Genomic DNA, 25,747 nt, shown 5'->3' with positions numbered 1-25,747 from the left:
TTTCTCCGCCGTTAATTGATATAGAATCCGTCACTATGATTATATCCGCAGTGCACATCGACACTGCCGCAGAACACCCACAGCACACAGGCTTCCAGGCCGATCGAGCCTTCGAACGCAGGTGGAATGCCGGCGATGAATTGCAGATCGCCATAGGCCGATGCACTCACAAGGCCGCCAAGGATCTCGCCCCAGATGCGCACGCCGACATTTCCCATCACCCCAAAGCCAGAACCCACCGGCGGGCTCGTGCCAAGGAATGCACCGATGCCCGTATACACCTCATACCCTCCGCTGACGATATAGAGATTGATCGACTGCGAGATCGAGATGTATGCGTACATGCCGGTCAGCCTCGTCGGGAGTCCGCCTTTATTGAAGGAGAATCGCGAGTTGATACCGTCGGTTACCCAGATCTTATCCTTCGGGCAGTTGTTGCCGAGGAATACGCCGGATTCCATACCGGTCTGTAACGGGCCGTAGATGCCGACCGCAACGCGCCCCTGGATTGCCTGATAGTCGATCCCGAAGTGCCACTGCAATTCGCCTTCTGCGGTGATGCCGGTGAGGAATGTTGTCAGCGAGATGTCGCCTTTGAGATAACCTTCGATATAACCGGCGCCGTGATCCTCGGTCAGTTCTGCCATCCCCGACACCTCGGCGTTGATGCTGCTTGCAAGCAGAACGTACATATCGCCCTGGATCGACAGTTTCGTCTGCGTCGGTGTAAATGACATCTTGATCGCGACCATCGCACCGCCTCTGGCAGCAAGGCTAGCACCTACGCCAAATCCACTCGAAAGTTCGCCCCCAACCACAACACGCTCGAGCGATTCGCCGAGAATGCATCCGCATCCCCATATCTTGCCCATCGACGAGAAATTCGCGACGACTGCCATGTTGATGTCGTGGCTCGCCTCGGCATACATGCTGAAGCAAGAGCGATCGGCACGGATCGTGATCGACGAACTAATGCCGCCTGAGATCTCAAGCAATGTCGCAGTGCCGGTACCATAGAACCCGACTTGCGCAGTACTGTCGTACATGACATTTGTATAGTCGAAGTCGGCAATACCGCCACCCCAGTTACGTTGCCAGTGGATATCGCTCCCCGGATTGCCATATACGGGGTCTTTCTGCTCGCGGACCCATCGCGCAAGGTAGGGGCTCGATGTATTTTCGACCAGATAGTCGGAGAGCGAAACCATCTTTCCGCCGAAGAAATGTATCGATACCATCCCATACGCATAGAGTGATCCGGCAAGTGCGCCGACGGTCATCGAACCGGGGACGCGTGCAGTATCCATCCGCATTGGGCTATAATCCGACAATCGCACTGCCTGCGGCGTGAACGGGAAGCCGTCGAAATGTTGACCGACACTATTGTAGTCGAAGAACAGCCGACCAAGATTCCCATCGGCCTTCATCTCGCCCCATGTGAGCCAGAACGGCTTACTATAGTGATGCTCCTCCGCGATACCGGCTGCGGTGAGATAGATCACTCCAAGTCGTGCGCATACGATACCGGCCGACTTGTTCGTGTCTTTCGCGACGATCTTTACGCCCCAATAGGGGAGCGAATCGGGTTTCGAGAGATCGACCTGCCCGCCCGCACAATCGGCAGTCGATGTGAACATCATGTTCTTGAATGCGACCCTGATCTCCGCAGGTTTCGGAAGACTGACTTCACCGGCGAGTTCGCTGTTCCAGACCGCACTCTCGACGAATTGGAACGGCATCACTTCTTTCGGGATGTTTGCCGCAGCCGTTGTCGAGACCTGGTCTTTGCGGTCGCCACGTTTAAAGAAACAGATACCGAAGCTCGTTTGGAAGCTCTGCTCGCCCTGGTACCTTGATCGTAAGGAGTCGCCGATGAGCATATTCCCGAGTTTTGCCGAATCGCAGACAATGTCGATCTCCGCATGCACACCGCTTCGGATGATGTTCATCCAGCCTTTCAAGATTGTCTCCTTCGGGAAGACGAGTTTCTTGGTCGGCGGGATCGGAACGTCGGGTGTAAAAATCGTGAAATCGCGGCGATGGACAAAGGGCAATAGTACACCCTGGATCCCTTGACTTTCCATCTGCACTTCCGGCGCTACAAGCACAGGGTTGTGCCAGAAGGAATCTGCGGGGTAGTATGGTTTGATCTGGCGAGCGGAGAGATAGAAGCTGCCGGAGTCCTTTGCTCCCGACGGGTCGTAGTCGAGTTTGTAATACGTCGGCTTTCCGTCCGTCTTCGAGAATTCACCCCACGTGTAATTATCGTTGATCTTGATCTTTGCGAAGAGGTCCATGTCGGGCTGCACGATCAACGAATCGTACGCGGCGTAGATGCGGTTGCCGGACGACGACCGAATTGCCATTTGTGGCAGACCGATCCGGTTGTCGAAAAATGCTCCGCCGGTGATCTCGCTATTGGCAAACGTTAACGTACCGGATCGAAGGGCAACAAGGTATCCGTATGGTTCGAGTGTGGTAAATCCCCACGACCCCAGCGTGAGCATTAGCGTGCCGTTAAAGCCGTGTGTTGTGATCGTGGCGTCGGTATATGTGTATGGCGCCTTGACGTATCCGCGATTGGAGATGATGCTCTCACTCGCAGCTGCATCGTTGGCACCGCGACGGAGGACAACGCCTTTCCACCCCGGCGGCAGCGGCGGGTTTAATCCGGAAGCAGACTGACTCGAGGAAAAGTCGATGACATATTGCTCGCCGTGCACTAACATGCCCGTGTTACCGATCCACCAGCGTCCATATGCAGAATCGCCCACGGTGACCTCTTTATAAAACTCGCAATTAGAGGTGATGGTGGTTTTCGGTAGTTTCAAGAATGCTCTGGTACATGTGTCGGCACTGATGATATTGGTCGGCAGCAATAGCTTGCCTTGTACTGTCGCTTCTGTCGTGGTAATGACAAGCGAATCGATCGCGAGAGTGAATGCGGAGTCGAGTGCCAATTGCGCAGGCGGCGGCGGTGTCGCCGGTGTGGTGGGGTATATGGCTGTCCCGGACGTGAGTACAACTTTAGTCTTGTTCGGAGGTGTCCACTCGACATCATGAAATCCTACCACAATGCAATCGAGCTTCGGATGAAATTTTAACCAGTCGATTAGCTTATTGCGGTCGAGTATCTGATTGGCGATCGAGACGTTTTTCGTCGGCAGTTCGACAAACAGTTTATCGCCGATCTTCGCGCTCGGTTCGATGAGCTGGGCTTCCGGTAGATGCATCTGGCTCATCGAGTCGCTGATCGGGGTTGCCACCACATTGAACGTCGTCGTATTGAGCTTGCCCGCATCGAACCACGGCGCAAGTTTCTTTGACTTTGTGCAATCGAACTTGATGCAGCCGATTCCGCTTGGCAATTTCGGATCGATAGATTTCGACGAACTGTCCCATTTCTGGACGACGATCTCAAACCCGCCGGCGACGAGGGTATCGGGCATCTTGGGCTTCGGTTTGACGATAATACCACCGCCGCCGAGTTGGAACGAGCTTGCAGCAGAATACCCTTCGTTCTTGAATGCCGTAGTATTCGCGGGATCGATTACACGAACGCGCCAGGCATACTGCTTCCCACTGAGCATTTTGAGTTCTGTGCTCTGAAGCATCAGCGACGTAGATGTAAGCCCATCGCGAGTGATGCCCATTATTTTGCCAGCCCCGCGAAAGGCAGCCTCCGGGTTTTGCTTTCCTTGCAACTCGACTATGCTGAATTGGTATGTGACTTGCGGCGGGGCGCCGATCGGTGCAAGCCATTGGAAATGGATCATCTGTGCCCGCTCGGGTTCGATTGTTGCGCCATCGGATGGTTGCGTCAGGATGGGGGCTTCAGCATTGCGGATCCCGAATGTCGCGCAGCCGCTCGGCGCATCCGGTGAGAGAGCAGCGCGTGTACTGTAGTCGAGCGCCTGAACACAGATACGGTACATTCCTTCCGGTAGGGTATGCGTGCGGGCAAGCTGTGTGGAGCTGGTGCCTTTGAAGCGCACCATATTCGCGTCGAAGAGGCGGAAGTCGCTCAGTGTGAGTTGCTTCATTGCGCCGCCATCGACATGGATCATCGGAGAGGGGGCGTCGAGCTTTGACTCCATTACGACGCTTTCGTCGGAGTTCCGAGCGCTGCCGGCCAGGCGAATGTCATATCCACGTGTCGGGTCGGTATTGATTACCGTGATTAGTACCCGCGACGGGTTGCTCATCCACACATCAAGATTCGGAGAATACGGCGGTACGACCGTGACCGAGACGTTCAGTTGTGCGAATGCAGTTATCGCAAAACCGAAGAGTACGCTCGCGATGCCAATGAAGACGATCGTCGGTCTGATGCCAATTCGTTCAACCAGAGAATGACGGATTCTCATGGTACCTCCTATTGAATGTGTCGATGTCGCTATCGTTTCCGACGTATCGTGGGCGTCAGAGGGTTGCATAAAACACTGTATTGCGGGCGCGCATCAATAAAAAGCAAGGGGAGTCTTGCGTGTCCGTAGTACTTTCGGTCTGCTATGGGATGGGTCGATTACCGCAATGTATCCATTAGGTTGCGGGAATGCAAGCAGACAGCAAACTGCACGTACAAATATAGGGAAGTTTCTCCCAGATTCCAAATATCCGCGGTGATGTGTTCAAAAGAAAAAGGGTTCGCGAAACTGTGTTCGCGAACCCTTCAATATCGTACGCAACTGGGGCTTTAGATCAATTCGAATTCTCCAACCTCGGGGATGATCCCATTCTTTGCCCCAAGAGCAAACAGATAGTGAAGCGCCTTGCGCCCGCGTTCGCCCATGTCGTAGGTAACGTCATTGACGTACATCTTCACGAACTTGCCTCCAAGTTCGTTGTCGATGCCACGGCCCCATTGCATCGCATACGGAATCGATCCGTCAGGATCGTCATAGGCAGCTTTGATCGATGCTTGAAGCGCTTCACGAACTTTGACCGCTTGCTCCAATCCGAAATCCTTTCGGACAAGATCGAGGCCGAGAGGCAACGGAAGCCCGTTTGTTTCTTCTTGCCACTTGATGCCGAAATCGACAAGGTTATTGAGCCCATAGCTTGCCCAGGTGAGCTGACCTTCGTGGATGAGCAACCCCGCATCGACTTCGTCTGCAAGCACGGCATCGATAATTTTGTCGAATGCCATCTCAACGGTCTGTAGATCGGGGTACCACGAGCGTAAAAGCAAGTTCGCCGTTGTCAGCTTGCCCGGTTGTGCGATTGTCTTGCCCTTGAGTTCGTCTATCGTCTTGTATTTCTTCGAGACGATGATCGGGCCATACCCTTCGCCCATCGACGCGCCGGTCTTCATGATCCAGTAATCCTTTGCGACATACGGATATGCATGTGCGCTGATCGCGGTGACCGGCAATTCTGCCGTCATCGCGCGAACATTGAGCAACTGGATATCGTCGAGCACATGATCGATCTCGTAGCCGGGGATGGTTACCTTGCCGGATCCAAAACCATAGAACATAAAGGCATCGTCCGGGTCCGGCGAATGGCCGATCTGAAGGGGCTTAACGTCTGTCATAAATTGGGTACAAGATTTTCGCAGGCAGAGGCAAGCCTCTGCCAGATTTATAGATGCGAGAAAGTTATTGTTTGGGTACTCCGCCGGGGAACAGAATGATCTTACCGGCCTTTTTAGGCACCTCGGTCATGAGTTCGAACGCCTGCTCGTAATCCGTCAGAGCCAACCGGTGAGTGACCACCGGATTGACGTCCAGACGCCCCGAGGCGAGCAGGTTCGAAACCGTAAACCATGTATCGAACATCAAGCGCCCGTTGATGCCGTAGAATGTACCGCCATTGAAAATGATATCGTTGAGCGGCGTCGGCACAAGATTATCTTTGAAGATGCCGAAGAAACAGTAACGGCCTCCACGGCGAAGTGCGGCGACGCCATCTTGCATGGCCCGTGGTGCACCCGACATTTCAAGCACGACATCTGCGCCGAGCCCTCCGGTACCTTCTTTGATGATCTCGACCGCGTTTTCTTTGGTGACGTCGATCGTGACGTCGGCGCCCATCTTCTTCGCGATGCCGAGACGGAAGGGGTCCATGCCGGTGACGAAGATATTCGACGCACCGCTTGCACGGGCAACTCCGACAGAGAACAGACCGACGGGTCCCTCGCCGAGGATCACCACGGATTTGCCGTGAACAGGCTCCATCAACGTTGCATGCACGGCATTGCCGAGCGGCTCCTGGATTGAGAGAAGATCGGGGTGGATGGACGTGTCGCTTTTCCAGACGACAACGTCTGGCACGGCAAGATACTCGGCGAATGCACCGTCGGTATCGACGCCAAGGATTTTCAGATTATGGCAGACATGCATTTTGCCGGTCAGGCATTGCTTACAGTGGCCGCAGGGGATATGCGTCTCGACAGAGACCACATCGCCTTCTTTTGCGCGTTTGACCATCGAGCCGGCTTTGACGACCGTGCCGCTCGTCTCATGCCCGACGGTATAGGGCACGGTTTTAATACGGCTCTGGGCCCATTCGTCCCAATTATAGATATGTACGTCCGTTCCACAAAGACTCGAAGCGTGGATCTTAATGAGCACCTCGTCCGGCTTGATGTCCGGGATGCGGATCTCCTGCATTTCGGCTCCGCGTGCGCGCTTGGTCTTGCGCAGAGCCATCATCGTATCTGCCATTCGTAGAAATTATTGAATGGCAGTAAACAACTCGGGAATTGGTTTTATCACCGCATTTTCGATCCTCCGTCGGCACGGAGCACGTCGAGTCGGGCGAGTAGTAAATGTTTCTCGCGTTCGTTTTTGGTCAGGCGGAGGGCTGCTTCGTAAGACGCGATCGCTTCCGACACGATTCCGGCCTGCTCCAAGCAATGACCGAGGACAGAATGATACAGATAATATTCGGTGAGCGGGGCTGAACGAAGCAATCCGATCGCGGTGGCAGGACCATGAACACGGCAGACAGGGACAGCCATATGCAACGTCGTGACCGGACTCGGCGAAAGCGTATTCAGACGTTTGTACAAGCCAAGAATCGCAGCCCAATTGGTCTGCTCAAAGGTTGCAGCGGTGCAGTGCAGCGACTGGATCGCTGCTTCAAGATGATATGTGCTGATATTGATATCCGGTCGCGATCGTTCAAGATAGCGCACGCCGTTGTCTATCAGTGTCGGATTCCATTGTGAACGATCCTGCTCTGAAAGCAGGACGATTTCGCCGTTCACATCGGTTCGCGCTTCGAAACGAGCGGCGTGAAAACTCATCAATGAGACAAGAGCCATTGACTCCGGTGTGCCCACTTCCGCATGGTCTGCGAGCAAGAGGGCAAGCCGTAATGCTTCGAGACACAAATCCCGATTGAGCAAGCCCTCGCTGTCGGTCCGTTTGTACCCCTCGTTGAAGAGCAGATAGAGGCTTCGCAAGACTGTCCCGGTCCGATCGTGGACGGCCTGACGCGATGGTACTTCCAATTCGATACGGTGCTCTCGGAAGTACTTGCGTGCGCGGCCGAGTCGTTTTTCGATACTCGCTTCGTTTGTCAAGAAGGCATTTGCAATCTCGCGAACACTAAATCCACACAGCGTTTTGAGAACCAGTGCGATCTGCGATTCTTCGGAAATCCCCGGATGACAGCAGGCGAACATCATTCGAAGTTGCGAGTCGGCGATCTCCCAGGAAAGAAAGTGCTGCTCGATCTCCATCGAATGCGTTGCGGCAGCAAGCCCGGGAATGGACTCATTCCAGACTTGTGGATCCCGCTGACGCGTTCTGATCCAGTCAACTGCTTTATTCTTGGCGACACGATGAAGCCAGGCGGTTGGATTTTCCGGGACGCCGCGAAACGACCAATTTTGCAATGCTGCGAGCAGCGTATCCTGTACAATATCTTCGACAACCCCCAACCGAGACAACCCGAATGCTCTCGAAAGCGAGGAGGCGAGCTTTCCGGATTCTTGTCGGAATAGCTGGTCGACAACGGTATTGATCTCTGTGCTCACGTACTGGCGTGCTACCGCTTCGGTATTCGTTGCTTGTAAAACGGCTCGCGGGGACTCTCTCGCATGCGTTCGTCGATGCGTTCGGCAAGCCACTGAAAGTATTCGCCCAAGAACGGGTCGGGAATAGAGGTGCGCATGTCTAGGAACATCGGCTCGTACTTTTTCCACGATGTCGCAACGAACGAACCGAGTGTTTTATCGATCAGATCGAGGTCAATGTAGCGTTCGTAGACCATCATACCAAGCGACTCCATCTGCTGGGCCGTTTGGATCAGTAGAATCTGGTGATCTCGCGGCATCGCCCTCAAGCTATCTCCGTCAGTCGGCGCCTCCAGATCCCGAATGAACGAGAGTTGTTCGGCAAACTCGCGGGTTTGAAAAATTCTGAGTGTTTCGAGCGTGAGACGTTCGCGCCGGTCGCGTTCTGCTGCCTTTACTTGCGCGATGCCAAAGACGAGCGCGACGATAACTGAGAGCGCAATCGCAATATTTCCGATAGCTTCGATCGTGATTCCCATAGCTGGTTTGTTGGCAAATGGTATGCGTGTACACGATCGGGATTGCATACGTCCTCGACCATGCACCGGAATAATATACCATTGAACAACAATCGCCCCACTGTGTTCTCTCACGAACCAGTGGGGCGGTTGAAGAGTCGGACTGTCTATCGAGTTCGATCACATCGGCATGACCGGACGCACTTCGACGCTGCCTTGCTTTGCTAACAAGACAGGGCAGTCTTGCGCGATCATTGCAGCTTCGGCAATATCCGTTGCCTTGATGATCGAGTATCCTCCGATGATTTCCTTGCCTTCGGAGAATGGGCCGTCGGTAATGACTCCTCCTTTGGCGACATGCTTGCCTTCACGCTGCAACGGAGCTCCCCAATCTTTTAAGCGGCCTTCCTCGCCGAGCTTGGCGAACCAGTCCTGCCAACGCTTCATCTGTTGTTCCATTTCTTGCGCGGAAACCTGATCCTGCGACATCCCACCGCGATAGAGTAATACGTATTCGTTCATGTTCGTCAATTATATAGATGAAAAAGTGTGCTCTCGTCGTGTTGAGAGCGTTTGTTCTACACCTATATCGGTTGGGGCGACCAAACCCGGACAGAAGAAAGGAAAAAAAATGGCAGAGACCGATAGACTATTTCGTGTACTTGGAAAACCAACGGCGGAGGTCTCCGAGCACATCCTCGTCGATACCGTGACCGATCTCATAAATATCGGCCGTTACATTTGCACCGGCACGGGTTAACTGCGTTCGTGATTCGTCGAGCGAAATGAACGGGATTAATTCGTCATACTCGCCGTGGGATAAAAACACCGGGAGTCCGTTTAGGTTTTTTGCAGCCAACGGCTCGAGTGCATCGCGAGGGATGTATCCGCTCATGGCCGCAACACCCTGAAGCGTAATACCGATCGTTCCGAGATCATGGCGAGCGATAAGGCTATAGCACATTGCGCTTCCCTGGCTGAACCCCATCAGCACAATTCGGTCGGCATCGAGGCCTTCTTGTTCGATAAGGGTGGGGAGAGCCTCCATCACAAGGGTCTCAGAACGGAGTCTGGATTCGAGGTCGGCACGAAGTCCCTGGATCGACTGCTCGAGGTGATACCACGCATATCCGCCCCATGGCAATTCGATCGGAGCACGAAGGCTGATTACTTTGTGTGTGTCGGAGGCAGCCGTCGCAACCGGGATTAGATCAAGCTCGTTTGCGCCATACCCATGCAACACGATAATGGCAGGCGTTTGTCCGTTGGTCGGATTCTTCGGTTCGCGTACGGTGTACTGAAGTGCTGCGGCGTTCATTCCCGAAACAAGAAATTATGAGCCTACAACACACGACTGCGAGTAAGCATCACAGGAGTTCGGGTGCCGCCTTACGAAGACGGTCAGTTGACCTTGGCGGTCGCCACATTCTTCAACCCGGCATAGCTCGTCAGATCGACGCTAATGCTGCCGATCAGGACCTTCGATACCATTTTCACCGGGATCTTGTTTTCATCGTCCGAGAGCCACACTTGGATTGATCCTTCATTTTTGAACAACCCGCCGGCGACGACCATCGGCTCGACGACCACACAGTTGAATGTCCCGGCTGCAACTTCGACCTGCTGCCGCCCAAGTACCATGACGTCGAGCGGATGAACCTTCCCGTCGTAAAAATTCTCGAGCGTGATCTTGTCGCCTTTGTGATAATGCTTTAGATCCAACACCCGGACATAGTAGAACGCACTGAGGATGTCGTGTACAAATCGGGGTATTTTATACTTCTGCCCGTCGTCGGTTTCTGCCGTGCCTTCTTCCTGATCGAAAAATGCTTCGTAATCCTTGGTGTATTTGCCTTCGCGAACATGTTGCTCGAAGCGGTGCGGGTATATTCCATCGACGTCGAGATAGGTCGCATATTTATCGCGAACTTTGAATACGTTATCCATCGTCTCGGTCGAGACGGCGTATGTATTGATTTCGTAGGTTTGACGGCCGTTGACATATTTATAGTCCGGGATCGTCATCACCGCCTGTCCTGCCGTGATGAAGCCGTAGCTGATATCGAACGTGAGACGTTCACCCACGGTAAAGGCCGAATTGTTGAGCGAACGCAATGCACCATTTGCCGTTTGTGCGTGCGCTATATTGGCCCCCGTCGCTCCGAAGGCGACGAGAAGGGGGAGAAGCAAATGAAGTAATTGCATCACGGTTATTCTACTGGTTCATGAGCGTTCTGGCTGCGTCGATGACTTGGCCGATTGTAATAGACGAAACACAATTACAATTCTTGCACTGTGGACATTCGGGCCTCGGTGCGACCGTGGCGTCGAGGTTTATAGCGCGTTTCCCGCGGAACCCCCAGCGCTCTTTCGAGAGTGCCGTTGCACGCGGGAAGAGCCCGATCGTCGGGGTTCCGAGTGCGGCGGCGATATGCCCCGGTCCGGTACTTCCGGCAATCACAAGTGCGGCCTTTGAAAGAACGCTACAGAGCGTTGCCAAATCACTCTGTGGTTGTATATGAACATCCAGCCGCGAGTGTTTCATTCGTTCGCAGAGGGTGAACAAGAATTCACTCTCGAACGCTGTACCTGTCAGCACGACCGGAAACCCGAATGTTTGATTCAGTGCCGACCCAAGTTCGCTCCATTTATCCGCATCCCAGATCGGGGCAGAGCCGCCGGTTTGGGTATGGAGGACGATGTATGGCTGAGTCGGAATGGAAACAGTTGGTAATATACTCAAATCGAGTTGTGGTAGTAACTCTTCATCTGCATCGATGCCAAGAGATGCAAGCATCCGAAGATTATAAGCAGCTTCGTTTCGTTCGGCAGTTCGGCGATGCTCGAATACGTTGCGATTCGTGAAAAACGAATACCATCGGTATCCTTTGCCGACACGAATGGGAATGCCGGCGAAGAACGAGGCGATCGCATAACGAGCCTTCGGCGAAAGGAGAACGACAGCATCCGGTCGTATACGCCGAAAGGCCTTGATGAGTCCCCAATAGTACGAACCATCGTATTCTACGATCTCATCGACGAACCGCGAAAGTTTGACGATCGGTGTTGTATATGGCTGCGACATGAAGACGACCCTGCATTCCGGGTCCGCGAGTTTGATCGCCTGAGCCATCGGCAGCGTCAGTACCATATCACCAATCTTGTCGGTCCGAACGATAAGTATCTTCTTCACTAATACAAAGTTACGAATAGGCTTTCTTGCCAGTGGCCATTCCGAACACAGAAGGGGATCCTTTCGAGTCTTGAGGCTCCCAACTGAGCTCCGAATGGGATTTTTCAGTATGTGTCAATACGTTAGGCAAGACACTCATCGATGGAGTACATACCGTCATATCGCAAGATGTTCGAGTCCGGTGAGCTTCGCCACCGGGCCGATGCACTGCATGCAATGCTCTCGGCATGCAACATCTGTCCGCTCGATTGCGCCGTTGACCGCACAAAGGGCGAGATCGCCAGATGCTATAGTGGCGCAAAAGCGATTGTTTCTTCGTATTGCCCTCACTTCGGCGAAGAACCTGCACTTGTCGGCACCAATGGGGTGGGGAATGTCTTCTTCGGGAATTGTAATCTCCGATGTGTCTATTGTCAGAATTTCCAGATCAGCCAACGATACAAACAGGAGCAGCAGAATGAAGTGACGGCCGAGAGACTCGCTGAGATGATGATCGAACTGCAGGACTCGCGAGGCTGCCATTCTATCGGTTTTGTTTCTCCGACACATTTTACCCCGCAGATCGTCGAGTCGCTCCTGATCGCTTGCGAACGGGGATTGCATATTCCACTGGTGTATAATACAAATTGTTACGATTCTGTCGATGTGCTCCGACTGCTCGACGGAATCATTGATGTCTATCTTCCCGACGTCAAATACTCCGATGAACAAGCGGGATACGATTACTCCGGCGTGAAGGACTATGTGCATCATTCGCGTCTGGCGCTTGCGGAGATGTATCGGCAGATGGGAAGCGATCTGTTGATCGGAGAGGATGGACTGGTCAAGCGCGGGATGATTATTCGGCACCTTGTACTGCCGAACGATATGGCGGGCTCGGAAGATACACTGCGGATGATCGCGAATGAGTTGTCGCCGTCACTGACATTATCGGTAATGAGCCAGTATTATCCGACCAATCTGATCAACGATGTCAACGCAGATCGCTCCGAACGATTGATGTTGCTCAACCGTCGCATTCGAGCTCGTGAATATGAGAAAGTCCTCGAACTACTCGACGAGTTCGATTTCACCAACGGTTGGGCTCAGGAATTTGAAAGCCAGGATTATTACCGTCCGGATTTCAGCGATCGCATCGAGCCGTTCAAACGCTAACCTGCCGTCTGTTTCTACTTCCGTATCTCGCCGGTTTCCATGCTCCAAAAGAGGAGATCCAATTCATCGATAGGTATTCCGACCCTGGACGCAAACTTCTTCCATTTTTTCTCGATCGCGAAGTAGCGCTTGTCGGTCAGTGATGCCGGGATGCGCCCAATGATGCCAACGGCCTTGAGATGCTTCAGGATATGACGGTCGAGGATGGCAAGGTCGCGGATGCCGATATTGCGAAGAAAGTGCGAGCTTTCCTTGAGTCCGAACCCCGGGACTGTTTCCCTGATCGCGGCGCGCAGTACAAGTGGCTCCGACCAATGTGTCCGTAACAGCGAACTGATATCCGCGAACATATCGCGGATCGCGAGCAGGCGTTTTGCTTTTGTATTATGAAAGCGAATATAGTGCTCGGGTGTACGCAGAAGATCGGTAGGGTCGAAGGCCATCTCCTGGAAACGATCGGATTTGAGCTTCGCGATTACCTGCTCGGCGTTTTTCGCTTGCGACTGCGGGGTGAGTATGCAAAAGAGTAATTCGTAAAAATGCTCCGTAACAGGTACTGCGGCGAAGTCGGCGAGACGCGCCCGTATCGCATCCTTTCGCTCTGCATATACTCCAGCCCATGGCTCCGGTAGTAGTGTTGCCGCGTTATCGGAGCTCATAGCGACTCTTTGTCAGGTGAATAAATCCCTCCTCCAATAGCCCCGGGAGCACAAGTGTCAGTATATCGTCGGCGATCGAGGCATCGATCGAATGGTTCGCCGATAGCACCGAGCGAAGTCGTTGCCGAGACAGCGGTGATGCCGCAATCAATTTCAGTACGCGACCTCGCCAAATGCGTTTCGGATGGCCGAAGAACAGTGGTTCTGTCTTTGAGTTCTTTCGTTCGGGCCGTTGTGCGTTTTGCAACCCGACCGACGGACACTGCGAACGCAACGGGCAGGAATCGCACTGTGGACGATTTTTCGTGCAGATCGTTGCCCCGAGGTCCATGATCGCTTCATGCCAGTCACGGGTACGCTTCGACGGTAGAATAGCGAGGTTGATCTCGTGTACATCCGAGATCGGCAGTAGAAAAGCCCGGTCTTGTGTGCGTTTTGAAAGGCGGGTCAGAACTCGACTCACGTTGACGTCAACGGCCGAAACATGCTTGCCGAAGGCGAATACTTGGATTGCACGTGCGGTGTATTCGCCAACACCGGCAAGAGATCGTAATTTGGTCTCGGTCGACGGAAGCGAACCGTCAAATTGCTCGACGATCTGTTTTGCCGCTTTGTGAAGATAGACAGCACGGCGATTATATCCGAGCCCCTGCCACGCACGCACGACATCGCGTTGGGGGGCCTCTGCAAGCGAGTGCACCGTAGGGAAGCGATTCAGAAATCGACGAAGGTATTCTTCGATGCGGCTGGCTTGCGTTTGTTGGCCCATCATCTCGCAGAGCCAGACGTGGTACGGAACGCGAACATCATGCCGCCACGAAAACGATCGCTTGTTCTGTTCGCGATGCCACCGAAGGAGCCGACGTCGGGCTTCGAGAAACCGTGTTCGTTGCGCCGTGGTCATTCCGCCGGAATACCCTCCGTAACGAGGCGCCGGATGATCTGTGTATTCCCGCTCAAATGCAGAAGCGACGAAAGCTCCGACGCAGAAAACCAGCCGATGGCATTGAACTCCGTGTTGACTGGCTCACCGGTGATGCTCGTCACGATGAAAAATGTGACATGATAGGTGATGCCGTTCGAGTAGGTCATTACGTCCTCGAAGTACTCCCGTGCCGCTAGGGTATCGATACGGAGTTCTTCGTTGAGTTCTCGGCGAAGTGCTTCGTACAAGGATTCACCGGGCTCGACCTTCCCGCCCGGAAATTCCCAATGCAACGGGTAGATTTTATCGCTGCGTCGTTCGCACATCAATACCGTGCCGTTGCGAACGAGCAAACCGGTAACAACTCTGACAGGGGTCATCCGAATTTCAAGGCCTTGACCGGCATGATCTTCGTCGCGATCCGTGCCGGAATGAATGCAGAAGTGATCGTGATGGCGAGTGCAATGAGGCTCACAAGCACATAATGCTGCCATTCGATCGAGATCGGTACACTCGGCATAAAATAGATGTCGGCCCGTAACTTAAAAAAGTGGTAGTGGTATTGCAGCCACGACAACACGAGTGCGAGAATATTTCCGAACAGAGTACCCATCAAGGCGATGTACGCTCCTTCGGTCACAAAGATCGATAGGATACTTCCGTTCGCTGCTCCGAGCGACTTCAGGATCCCGACTTGGCGCGTCTTTTCCATGACGAGAATGAGGAGTGTCGAGATCACATTAAACGCCGCAACGATGATGATGAGCCCCAGAATGATCGGGATAGGTTTTTTCTGGAGTTCGATCCAGCCGAAGATCGTGGGGTACATTTCATACACGCTTTGCGCAAAGTAGGGGTAATGCAACTCGCGTTTGAGATCGAGCATCGTCCCCTTGATGTTCGACAAATCATGGAAGAGCAGCCGAAAGCCACTGACCTGCGTCGGGCTGATCATGCGGAAATGCTGAGCACTTGCAAGTGTGGTATATGCCAGTGCATTGTCATACTCACTCATCCCGGTCTCGAAAATACCGACGACCCGGAATCGCTGGAGGAATCGCAGCATGTCCTCGCGTGTCTGCATGCCTTCGATAAACCGAAAGATGGTAAGGACTTTACCGACGGTCGTATGCAACTCCTTCGCAGCGCCTTTGCTGATGACGATCTCGGGGATCGAATCGGTGAAGGCGTCGTTCGGGATGCGGCCGCTGATGAGCTTCTTGAACGCGTATGTCATCGAATCGCCGATCGGCACTCCCTGAACGACCGATCCGACGATTCCACTCGAACTACGGATGATCGCTTCCTGCTCGACGAATGGTGTGATCGCTTTGATCTGGGGTACTCTCGCTGTTAATTTCCGAATGGTCGTCGGGTACTCCGGCAACGGGCGGTTGCCATACGACGATATCTCGGCATGCGCGGTGTAGCCGACGACATTGTCGGTGAGTGTCTGTTCGAAGCCGGAGAGAATCGCAAGCGCCACGATCAGTGTCGCCGTGCCGAGTGCAACTGCCCCGATCGCAATGAACGTGATGACGGAAATAAACCGTCGTTTGCCACCCACGTTCGCCTCGGACGATCGACGACGGTGGCGGATAAAACGTCGCGCTATGAAGAATGGATAGAAAATAGCAGGTGCGATGCGTTACTTAGAACCGTAATAACGCATTCCAACGGTCATACAATTCAGCCGTCGCGACAACATCTCGCATGCAGTATTCCGCGATCTCACGTATTTTGCCTTCAGCAAAATACTCCGGCACCTCGTATCCGGTGACGCCTTCGGCCTTCGGTGATCTGATGCCGAAGCTCTTGGTATAGAAATCGAGATTGAACTTACGTGTTGCCCCGTTGCGGTCGAAACCTGCTCCGAAAACCAGTTTATCGGCCAAGTCGATGTGGTCGGCCTCAGAGCGTTTACCCGACACCCGGAACGACCACCGAGTCCCAGCCATCATGTTCACGCTCGGGCGCACCCCCAATACGGCCGAACGTAGCATCAGAAACGGGCAATCGAAGTTGCGGCCGTTGAATGTGACGAATGCGGAATAGCGCGAGTCCTCGAGACCCTGCCAGAAATGCGAGAGCATCGCAGACTCGTCAATGAAGGTCTTGTACTTGACGCTGTGGCCTTCATATTCGACGGTATCTTCCGATTCCTCTGGACCGAGAGATAATGCGACGCCTTTTTGTGCTTCGGGGACGTATAATCCGATACACACTACCCGTCCGAGCAGTGGGTTGAGTGCGCCGAAACGCTTGAGGTTCTCTTTCTCCTCTTCGGTTGTCGCACCGCGCAGCAGGTATTCTTTCTGAACGTCGTCGAACGATTCGTCGAACGGAAGCGGTACGGTTTCGATGTCAAATACAAATGTTTGGCTCATGGATTGACTTGACTACTCCTTCACGAGCCAGACACGACCGACGCTGACCTCATCGAAGGTGGCGATTGGTTCGCCGACCGGCCGCTTTGCAAGATGACGGTCCTTCGGGTGGAGTATCTGTTCCGGCGTGATCTCCTTGACTACCGTATCGATTTTCGTCCCCGTTCGTTCGAGTAATTCGATCTTGAGTTTTCGAACATTGAACGGGGTCGCATTTTCGTAAATGACATCAAGATATTGCTTCCCGTTCTCCGGGTCGGATTTGTATGCAGTGATATTAATGTCCTTCGTGAGCACCCACGGTTCGTCGTTCGAACGACTGCAGGATATCACCAAACCAGCCAGTATCAAGAGTACGATGTGCTTCATAAGCCGTGGGGATATTTAGGCAATAAAAATACGAAAAAACAGCGAGATGGAACAAGGAGTCGGCGGCTGAGGGTTCTGATGCTACGCATGTTCGATTTCTTTTCCGACCACGAGTTTGCATCTCCAACCCGACGACGAATCTTCGCGACAATCGTTGCGCTCGTCTTCGCCGGGTTTACCACCCGTTTTGTGCAGCTGCAGATACTCGAGGGAGCCGAACTGCGAGGTGCAGCAAGTGCACAAGGTATTAAACGCATTGAGCGTATTCCGGTTCGCGGCGCTATTTACGACCGCTATGGCCGTGTGATTGCCGCCAGCATTCCGTCCTACGCGATCACCATCACACCGCAGGACTTCCAACCCTACCGCAAGACGACGTTGCCGCTGTTGGCATCGCTCATCGGGGTAGATACGACCTACATTTTGAATCGGTTGAATCAATCGGGTACCTACACCAGATTCCAGCCGGTCAAGATCATCAGCGATGTCGATGCACGGGTTATAGCAGCCATCGAAGAACATTTCGACCAGTTGCCGGGGGTTGATGTGACCTTCGAGTCGAAGCGGCAGTATGTTGCTCCGGTCAGGGCATCCCATCTGCTCGGGTTTACGAAGGAGATCTCGGAAACAAAGCTCGAAGAGCTCGACACCACGGCCGACAGCAGTTACTATCATCCTGGTGATATCGTCGGTACGACCGGCCTCGAAAATTATCACGAGCGGGAGCTTCGTGGACAGAAAGGGTACGAATATGTTGCCGTCGATGCGCGCGGACAGCGACAGGCCCGGTTTCGTGAAGGAGCATCCGATCAGAATTCCGTCGATGGGCAAAGTATCCAACTTGGGATGGACATGGATCTCCAGGAATATGCCGAGCAACTTCTCGAAGGAATGCACGGTGCGGTGGTTGCTATGGACCCGAATACCGGCGATATCCTGGCACTCGTGAGCAAGCCCGATTTTGATCTTGATATTTTCAGCGGGCGTACATCGAAAGCCGAGTATCAGGAAGTAATGCTCGATCCCAGCCATCCACTCTTCAATCGCGCAACACAAACCCGCTATCCGCCCGGATCGACGTGGAAGCTGATGATGGCCGCTGCGACGATGCAAACGAAAACCTGGCCACTGAATTTCTCTTTGAACTGCGGCGGATCGTTCACTTACGGCGATCACACGTACAAAGACGATGCGACGCACGGTGCAGTGAATTTCCATCGCTCGATCGTTGCATCGTGCGACGTATTCTATTACCGAGCGATTCTCGCCTTGGGTATCGACTCGATGCAGAAGTATGCGCGAGATTTCGGGTTCGACCATACGACCGGTGCCGATCTTGCATTCGAAGGAAACGGAAGCGTCCCGAATACCCAATGGATGAACAAACATTACCCCCGCGGATGGACGAAAGGATATATCGTCAGTCAGGGCATCGGTCAGGGCGAGATCGGCGTGACACCGTTGCAGCAAGCTGCATACGCGTCATGCTGGGCCAATCACGGTGTATGGGTGCAACCGCACGCTGCACGCGCAATCTATAATAACAAGACGGGGAAGTGGGAGGATTACCAGCCTAAGCGACACCATGTTGCCGTCAGCGATTCCATTATCGAGATCGTCCGCAATGGCATGTGGGGTGTCGTCCACGAGCCAGGTGGAACTGCCCATGCCGCCGAAACACCTGGGCCGCACGATTGTAATATCGCAGGTAAAACCGGTACAGCTCAGAACCCGCACGGGAAAGACCATGCATGGTTCATCTGTTTTGCACCGTTCGATAAACCAAAGATCGCAATGTGCGTGATGGTTGAGAACGCAGGCTTTGGTGGAGCGGTCTCGGCACCGATTGCCCGCAAACTCATCAAAGAGTATCTCTATCACGAACGCGAAGATCCCGCGCCAAGTATGTTGCCCAACACTCCACAGTACGAAGCGTGGAGAGAGGCACGATATGCAAAACATAGTGGCCCTTCTTCCCCGAAGCCGCCCGTTTCTACGCCACCTGCTGCCGAAGCGGTAGAAAACGGCAAACGATAGGTAGTATTTCCGAGTGTACGAAGATTTCGGCTCTAGGGGGGACCTCAAGGGAAATTTTAGTAGTGCATTCCTGTAGGCTGGTATGCCTATTGTCATTCTGAGCGAAGAATCTCTTGATGAAACGTCGTGTGGCTTCGCCGAAGGGATTCTTCGCTTCGCTCAGAATGACCGCTATTTATAGCGGTTAATGCAGAGCCATAAGCGAAATTTGAGTCCTCCCCCCGTCGCGACGTCGTATCTTATACGAAATCATTAGGTGCACCTATGTTCTCACGTTGTTACTCTGCTACGACGCAGGGGATCGAAGCCTATACGGTCGAGATCGAATGTCATATCGAAAATATGTCGCCGAACTTCGTAATGGTCGGCTTGCCGGATTCCGCCGTGCGCGAAAGTAAAGAGCGCGTCATGGCCGCGATGAAGAATTCGGGCCTGGCATTCGACTTCTCGAAACGCATCACGATCAACCTCGCGCCGGCGGATATTCGAAAAGAGGGAAGCGGATTCGATTTGCCGATTGCGCTCGGCCTGCTGGCAGCAGCCGGAGGAATCGATCCCGAAACCTTGCAGCAATATCTACTGCTCGGCGAGCTGGCCCTCGACGGGACGGTGCGCCCAATCCACGGTGCGCTTAATGTGGCGCTTCATGCCCGCGATTCGAGAGTCGATCTGCCAAAGCTCAAGGGGATTATATTGCCGCACGATAATGCGAAAGAAGCGGCGCTGGTCCCTGAATTGGAAGTATACGGCGTCAGTACCTTGCGCGAAGCCGTTGGACTTCTCAACGGGACGTCGCAGCTTGCACGTACCACCGTTGACATTAAAGACCTGTTCCGACGTCGAGTCGATGAATCGTTGCTCGACTTCGCCGATGTGAAAGGACAGGAAACCGTGAAGCGAGCACTTGAGGTTGCCGCCGCGGGCGGGCACAACGTGATCATGATCGGCTCTCCGGGTTCGGGGAAGAGTATGCTTGCAAAGCGATTTCCGTCGGTATTACCTCCACTGACATTCGACGAAGCACTCGAAACGACAAAGATCCACTCGGTAAGCGGTATCTTGCCACCGGACACGCCGATGCTTACTCATCGCCCGTTTCGCGCACCGCATCATACCATCAGCGATGCAGCGCTCGTCGGCGGCGGGATGAACAATATTCGTCCCGGTGAGATATCGCTGGCGCACCACGGGGTGTTGTTTCTCGACGAGTTGCCGGAGTTTCAGCGGAATGTTCTAGAGGTACTGCGACAGCCGCTCGAAGACGGGCGCGTCACGATATCGCGCGTTAAAGTCACGGTCGAATACCCGGCGAATTTTATGCTGTTGTGTGCGATGAACCCATGCCCGTGCGGCAATTTCGGTTCGGCGTTGCATCAATGTACATGCACCGAGCAGATGCGCTCGCGTTATATGAGTAAGATTTCGGGGCCACTTCTCGATCGTATCGATATCCACGTGGATGTGCCGAGTGTGAAGATCGAGGAATTGCAGAAAAAATCGAGCGGCGAACCCTCGAAGCCGATTCGCGAACGCGTCCAGCATGCACGTGAGATACAGCGCTCGCGATACGAAACGCACAATGCTCTTAATCCGAAAGGAAAGATATTCAAGAATGCCGACCTGTCACCGAAGTTAATTCAGGAGTATTGTGAGATCGGCGACGATGGCCGACAACTACTCAAACAGGCGATGACGAAAATGGGGCATTCTGCTCGGGCATACGACCGTATTCTCAAAGTCGCACGCACGATCGCCGACCTTGCTTCCAGCGAGCATATCGAGATCCCGCATCTATCCGAAGCGATACAGTACCGGAGCTTGGATCGTCAGTTCTGGAATGCGTAACCATTGCGCGAGGGACAGTGTACAATCGATATTGACTGAAATACGATTTCTTCATTTTATATTTTACATGTTACATTTTACATTCTCCTCCATTCGGGAACCGTCTCTGGCTCAAAACCCGTTTAGTTCGCGCATTTGCGGGTAAGTCCCGCACGTGTATGCTGGGGCTGTAGCTCATCTGGTAGAGCGTTTGAATGGCATTCAAAAGGTGAGGGGTTCGAGTCCCCTCAGCTCCACTCCCCGACCGGCACACAGACATTACGTATCTTCAGCGCCTTATGAAGACTATTACCCTCTACTACGCAACCAACCGAAATCATCTCGGAACCGACCAATGGAATCCCACATCGTATGGCACGAAGTTTAGCGACGATGGCACGGAAAACCTACGGTTCGGAAAAGTCACCTTGCAAGCAGACGAGGCGACCTTGCAAGCGCATCTGCAGAAAGATTGCGGCTTTGGTCTTGGTGACGGTGATAAACTCACCGGATATTTAACGGCTCAATCGAAGACAGGGAAGATCGAGGCATTTCAGGAAGATATTGATCGCAATCGTTCGGAAGCAACGCAACCGGCCGCCGTGTATGGTTCGCAAGCGATGTTCGACGAGCTTCGGCAGGCGATGATCGATTCGGCAAATGTAGTCGTCATGATCCACGGATTCAATGTTTCGTGGGACGATGCAGTCGGTACCGCGTCTGCATTGCAAGAGACGATCAACGCACGGCAGAATGGAAAGACGCTTGTGGTGCTATTCTCGTGGCCCTCGGATGGGATGATGCTTCCGTTCGTTTCCTATAAGTCCGACCGTACCGAGGCCGCAGCATCCGGTCTGGCATTTGGTCGCGGCATCTTGAAACTTCGCGACTACCTGATCAAACTTCGTCGTCCGGACGTCGACGGTAATTCGCAACAACTCTGTAATCAGAATATCCATTTGCTTTGCCATTCGATGGGGAATTACGTGCTGCAGAATGCGATCGGTCGTATCGCAGACTTCTCGCCCACATCGAATCTGCCGCGTGTCTTCGAACATATTTTTCTATGTGCGCCGGACGTGGACGATAACATTTTTGAACCGGGTCAACCATATCAGGATCTCGACGACCTGGCTAAGTTCGTGACGGTATATTATAACCACAACGACCTCGCCATGCATATCTCCGATTACACTAAGGGGAATCCGGAGCGGCTCGGTACGGGCGGTGCGGCTCGGCCGATGATGTTGCACAACAAGATCAATCAGGTGGATTGCACCTCGATCGTGACCGGCTTGGTGGAGCACAGTTATTATCTTTGTGGCCGTGTGGCCGACGACATTTGCCAGAGTATTGCCGGGCTCGCCTTTACCGATTCAACTCGTACTCGTGTACTCGTCTCGCCGACGAACTGTTGGAAAATGGACCGAATCTAAGCCTCCTGATTCCTCCCGTAAGTTCAGGTATCTCAAGGCTGCAAAATGAGCAAATGTGCGGTGAACTGCGATCTTGAGAGCCTCGCAACCCAAATTAGATAACATACTTGCATCGCTCCCCATGTAATTACTTTCCATAAATTTAGTACAATCTGAAAAAAAACGTCGTATTATTGTCTTGGGTTAGTTCTTGTCACGCCACGACGAAGTACCTCAAGGGTACCACGTGACGATGTTGTGTCACCAGCTTCATCGCTAATTATGAAATACACTCGATATCTTGCATCATCGTGGATGGTCGCCGCGCTGTTGTTGCTCGGTGTTTCCACCGTCTTCGCACAGAATGGATCGGTCACCGGAAGGGTAGTCTCGTCTCAGACGGAAGAGGGCCTTCCTGCGGCTACGGTCATTCTTCAACAAGTAGGCGTCCCGGAAAGCGGACCAAAGATCGGTCGACGGACCAAAGATGACGGCTCGTTTAGTTTCGTAGAGGTGCCGCCAGGCGACTATATTGTTCGCGTCAGTTATCTCGGGTTTAAACAATATCGGTACAAACTCACAGTTACTGCATCGCAGGCGACGGACATCTCGATCAAAATGCTGCCAGATGTACGTGGTATGGAAGACGTTGTCGTGACCGGCGAAGCGCAGACACGGTTCAAGAGCGATGCCGATGTCGCTGTCGTGAAGATCAACGCCGGCGAACTGACGCAAACGGCAAACTACCAGGATCTGACGCAGGTGATTGATGGGAAGGCTCCAGGTGTGAAGATAACGCCAGGCTCTGGCACGGTCGGAGGTGGAATCCGCTTCGATATGCGCTCGGGTGGCGGCCTCAATGGCAGCGGCCAACCGGCAATATTCATCGATGGTGTCCGAGTACCGAATGGAGAACTTGGAGACGGCGTCAGTCTGACCGGCGGACAAGCGTTTGGTGCGCTTGCAACATTGAATCCTGACGACATCGCGGATATTCAGATCCTCAAAGGTCCGGCTGCTGCCGCACTCTACGGTACATCGGGATCGAACGGCGTCGTGCTGATCAAAACCAAGAACGGACCGTCGGCAGGGATGCTCGGCGGTGGGTCGATGTATCAGTACAAGATCATATCGGGTTGGAACGAGCAAGCAACGAAGTACACCCAGGATATGGCGCTGACGTTCGACGATGCGAACAAGACATTTCGTACCGGTCCGTTCACCGAACACGAACTGAGTATCGCCGGAAGCAATAACCTATTCAATTACTACGCGTCGTTCGACCATCGAAACGAGGATGGTATCCAGTACAATAACTCGCAAGAGCGCAATACCCTGCGAGCGAATTTCAGCGCGTTTCCTTCCGATAAAGTCAAGATCAACACCACGATGAGCTACTCGCTTGTCGACGCATCGCTCCCCCAGAATGATAATAACATTCTCGGTGCACTCGGTGGCACGTTGATCTTCGGACCCAAGTCGGTCGGTGGGCTTGGCTCATACGCCGGTGCCGATAGTATCTTAGGGGCGAATATCTCGACTACCAATAGTAGCCACCGATTCACCGGATCGATCGAAGGGATTTATAACCCCGTTTCCGACCTCACGCTGCGTGCGTCGGTTGGATACGATGGCTATGCATACCGCATCCAACAGATGTACCCTGCAAGTCTCGACTATTCCGCATTCGGGGTGACGAACGGACAGCGGATGCTCAACAATAACTACGAAGATCGTACGAACCTCGATTTTTCTGCCGCATACAACTGGCCGGTGGGCGAGGATATCAAGACGTCGACTACGTTGGGCTCACAGTTGTTCTATGAATCGAGCCAATCGTTCTTCATTACAAAACAGAATTTCCCAACGGACATCGTTACCAACCTAAGTGCAGGCGCGAAGTTTATTTCCGCCGACGAAGGGCTCGCTGCAAGCCGGAGCGCGGGGATCTATCTCTTACAGGATTTCTCGTTGCAGGACAAGTATTTGCTTTCGCTTGGGGTTCGTAATGAATATGCAACCTCGATCGGTACTGCAGCGCCGAGCATCTTTTATCCGCGTGCCAGTGGCGCGATTCGCCTCGACAAATTAGACTTTTTGCCGACCGATTTGAATATCGCGAAATTCCGTGTTGCCTACGGTCAGTCGGGTATTCTCCCGGACCCGTTGCAAGCATCCGGTCTTCGCTGGGGTTCGACGCCGAGCGGCGACGGTCCTGGGGCGGTCATTGTATCGATCGGTAACGATGCCATCCAGCCGGAGCGTATCGGTGAGTTGGAATTGGGACTTGACCTCGAATACAAGAACCTCTACGGACTCGAGTTCACGTATTACATGCAGAACGCAACGAACTCGATCGTGAATTTCACGAACGGTCCATCGACCGGTCTGACTGCCAGTGCGACACCGCGCAACGTCGGTACGATCGAAGGAAGCGGTATCGAAGCGACATTGTACGGTCAGCTCTTTCACACACCAGATTATCAGCTCGATTTGAGCCTTATCTGGAATTACGGGAAGAATAAGGTGACAAGCCTCGGAGGAGCGCCGGAGATCTATTCGGGCGAGAATGCGATTGCCGTCGGCCAGCCACGTTCGGCGTTCTATACCTTCGCCGTGCGGAAGGCATCATTCAATACAGACGGGACGTATGCCGGCCCGTCGACGGATACAGTTCGTTCGTACCTGGGTAACCCGGTTGCCCCAACGAGCGGCTCGTTCACGATCAATTTCCGATTCCTAAAGAACTTCACGCTGAATGTTCTGACGGATTGGCAGATGGGTGGTACGATCCACAATTTGACGCGCCAATTCCAGACATACTACGGCAACGACAAGGAATACAATACACTTATCCGTGAGCTTGGTTTGCAAGGAAATCCGGGCTTCGTTTTCCCGTCGGTGCATGGCGACACGACGATCAAAGCACTGACGCCCGGTTCGGCCGCATACAATGCTGCCGCCGATCGTCTTGCCCAGCTTGATCCGAACTCACCAGGTGCGGTCGGATATTTTGAATCGTCGGATTACGTCCGGCTTCGCGAGGTAAGCTTGCGCTATGACTTTGGAGATGTTCTCGGCGATGTGTTGCCGGGCCGTCAGGTGAAGTCGCTGGCCGTTTCGGTCGGCGTACGGAATCTGGCATGGATCTCGAAGGCGTACCGCATGCCCGATGTCGAACTCAGTACGCAAGGCTCGACATATACGGTATATCGCGGACAGGACTTCCTGACGCTGCAGAACCCGCGCGTCTTCTATTTCACGGCCACACTCGGATTCTAAGGAAGGGACGACTATGA

The 25,747-nt window shown here is 53.5% G+C and carries 20 protein-coding genes and 1 tRNA gene; 6 read left to right on the top strand and 15 right to left on the bottom strand.

Annotated elements, in window-relative coordinates; translation table 11 throughout:
* Positions 1-11: 11 nt before the first annotated feature.
* The 9 genes from JSS75_06745 to JSS75_06705 form a co-directional block, all read right to left on the bottom strand.
* On the bottom strand, positions 12-4,367 hold the full coding sequence (locus JSS75_06745; protein ID MBS1903380.1) for a hypothetical protein: 4,356 nt from the start codon (positions 4,365-4,367) through the stop codon (positions 12-14).
* Positions 4,368-4,696: 329 nt separating this feature from the next.
* A complete protein-coding gene (locus JSS75_06740) occupies positions 4,697-5,536 on the bottom strand; it encodes an ABC transporter substrate-binding protein (GenBank protein MBS1903379.1) in 840 nt (279 codons plus the stop codon).
* A 64-nt stretch (positions 5,537-5,600) separates the two neighbouring features.
* Positions 5,601-6,668, bottom strand: coding sequence for an L-threonine 3-dehydrogenase (tdh, locus tag JSS75_06735; protein MBS1903378.1), 1,068 nt, complete (start codon positions 6,666-6,668; stop codon positions 5,601-5,603).
* A gap of 47 nt (positions 6,669-6,715) precedes the next feature.
* Positions 6,716-7,987 carry a sigma-70 family RNA polymerase sigma factor gene (locus tag JSS75_06730; GenBank protein ID MBS1903377.1) on the bottom strand — a complete coding sequence of 424 codons (1,272 nt, stop codon included), beginning with the start codon at positions 7,985-7,987 and terminating at the stop codon, positions 6,716-6,718.
* Positions 7,988-7,998: 11 nt separating this feature from the next.
* Complete coding sequence (locus JSS75_06725; GenBank protein ID MBS1903376.1) at positions 7,999-8,505, bottom strand: hypothetical protein; 507 nt, start codon at positions 8,503-8,505, stop codon at positions 7,999-8,001.
* Between the two features lie 159 nt (positions 8,506-8,664).
* Positions 8,665-9,006 (bottom strand): hypothetical protein, encoded by a 342-nt coding sequence (locus JSS75_06720; GenBank protein MBS1903375.1) that lies wholly within the window; start codon positions 9,004-9,006, stop codon positions 8,665-8,667.
* A 127-nt stretch (positions 9,007-9,133) separates the two neighbouring features.
* A complete protein-coding gene (locus tag JSS75_06715) occupies positions 9,134-9,802 on the bottom strand; it encodes a dienelactone hydrolase family protein (protein ID MBS1903374.1) in 669 nt (222 codons plus the stop codon).
* Between the two features lie 83 nt (positions 9,803-9,885).
* Entirely contained in the window at positions 9,886-10,689 is an 804-nt protein-coding gene (locus JSS75_06710; GenBank protein MBS1903373.1) for a DUF3108 domain-containing protein, read from the bottom strand.
* Positions 10,690-10,699: 10 nt separating this feature from the next.
* A complete protein-coding gene (locus tag JSS75_06705; protein ID MBS1903372.1) occupies positions 10,700-11,677 on the bottom strand; it encodes a glycosyltransferase family 9 protein in 978 nt (325 codons plus the stop codon).
* Between the two features lie 141 nt (positions 11,678-11,818).
* Between JSS75_06705 and JSS75_06700 the strand changes: the two genes are divergently transcribed.
* Positions 11,819-12,832: a radical SAM protein gene (locus JSS75_06700; GenBank protein ID MBS1903371.1), complete on the top strand. Its 1,014-nt coding sequence runs from the start codon at positions 11,819-11,821 to the stop codon at positions 12,830-12,832.
* A gap of 14 nt (positions 12,833-12,846) precedes the next feature.
* Here JSS75_06700 and JSS75_06695 read toward each other — a convergent pair whose 3' ends face one another.
* The 6 genes from JSS75_06695 to JSS75_06670 form a co-directional block, all read right to left on the bottom strand.
* The gene (locus JSS75_06695; GenBank protein MBS1903370.1) at positions 12,847-13,491 is read right to left on the bottom strand and encodes a DNA lyase; all 645 of its coding nucleotides are present in this window, start codon (positions 13,489-13,491) and stop codon (positions 12,847-12,849) included.
* The gene (locus JSS75_06690) at positions 13,478-14,395 is read right to left on the bottom strand and encodes an A/G-specific adenine glycosylase (protein ID MBS1903369.1); all 918 of its coding nucleotides are present in this window, start codon (positions 14,393-14,395) and stop codon (positions 13,478-13,480) included. Before JSS75_06690 ends, JSS75_06695 begins: the two co-directional genes overlap by 14 nt.
* The gene (locus JSS75_06685) at positions 14,392-14,796 is read right to left on the bottom strand and encodes an NUDIX domain-containing protein (protein ID MBS1903368.1); all 405 of its coding nucleotides are present in this window, start codon (positions 14,794-14,796) and stop codon (positions 14,392-14,394) included. The genes JSS75_06690 and JSS75_06685 overlap by 4 nt, the downstream gene beginning before the upstream one ends.
* On the bottom strand, positions 14,793-15,983 hold the full coding sequence (locus tag JSS75_06680; protein ID MBS1903367.1) for an ABC transporter permease: 1,191 nt from the start codon (positions 15,981-15,983) through the stop codon (positions 14,793-14,795). Before JSS75_06680 ends, JSS75_06685 begins: the two co-directional genes overlap by 4 nt.
* Positions 15,984-16,068: 85 nt before the next feature.
* The gene (locus JSS75_06675) at positions 16,069-16,803 is read right to left on the bottom strand and encodes a ribonuclease H-like domain-containing protein (GenBank protein ID MBS1903366.1); all 735 of its coding nucleotides are present in this window, start codon (positions 16,801-16,803) and stop codon (positions 16,069-16,071) included.
* A 12-nt stretch (positions 16,804-16,815) separates the two neighbouring features.
* A complete protein-coding gene (locus JSS75_06670; GenBank protein ID MBS1903365.1) occupies positions 16,816-17,172 on the bottom strand; it encodes a hypothetical protein in 357 nt (118 codons plus the stop codon).
* Between the two features lie 87 nt (positions 17,173-17,259).
* On the opposite strand from JSS75_06670, the gene mrdA reads away from it, so the two are divergent.
* The 5 genes from mrdA to JSS75_06645 all read left to right on the top strand — a co-directional run bounded on the left by mrdA (position 17,260) and on the right by JSS75_06645 (position 25,730).
* Positions 17,260-19,209 (top strand): penicillin-binding protein 2, encoded by a 1,950-nt coding sequence (mrdA, locus tag JSS75_06665; protein MBS1903364.1) that lies wholly within the window; start codon positions 17,260-17,262, stop codon positions 19,207-19,209.
* Between the two features lie 264 nt (positions 19,210-19,473).
* Entirely contained in the window at positions 19,474-21,054 is a 1,581-nt protein-coding gene (locus tag JSS75_06660; GenBank protein MBS1903363.1) for a YifB family Mg chelatase-like AAA ATPase, read from the top strand.
* Positions 21,055-21,217: 163 nt separating this feature from the next.
* Positions 21,218-21,290 (top strand) — tRNA-Ala (locus JSS75_06655).
* Between the two features lie 42 nt (positions 21,291-21,332).
* Positions 21,333-22,469 (top strand): alpha/beta hydrolase, encoded by a 1,137-nt coding sequence (locus JSS75_06650; GenBank protein MBS1903362.1) that lies wholly within the window; start codon positions 21,333-21,335, stop codon positions 22,467-22,469.
* A gap of 261 nt (positions 22,470-22,730) precedes the next feature.
* Positions 22,731-25,730: a TonB-dependent receptor gene (locus JSS75_06645; protein MBS1903361.1), complete on the top strand. Its 3,000-nt coding sequence runs from the start codon at positions 22,731-22,733 to the stop codon at positions 25,728-25,730.
* Positions 25,731-25,747: the final 17 nt, after the last annotated feature.

Source organism: Bacteroidota bacterium (assembly GCA_018266755.1).
Lineage (GTDB): Bacteria > Bacteroidota > Ignavibacteria > Palsa-1295 > Palsa-1295 > JAFDZW01.
The sequence above is the reverse complement of the archived record's forward strand: the minus strand, read 5'-3'. Positions and strand labels throughout refer to the sequence as shown.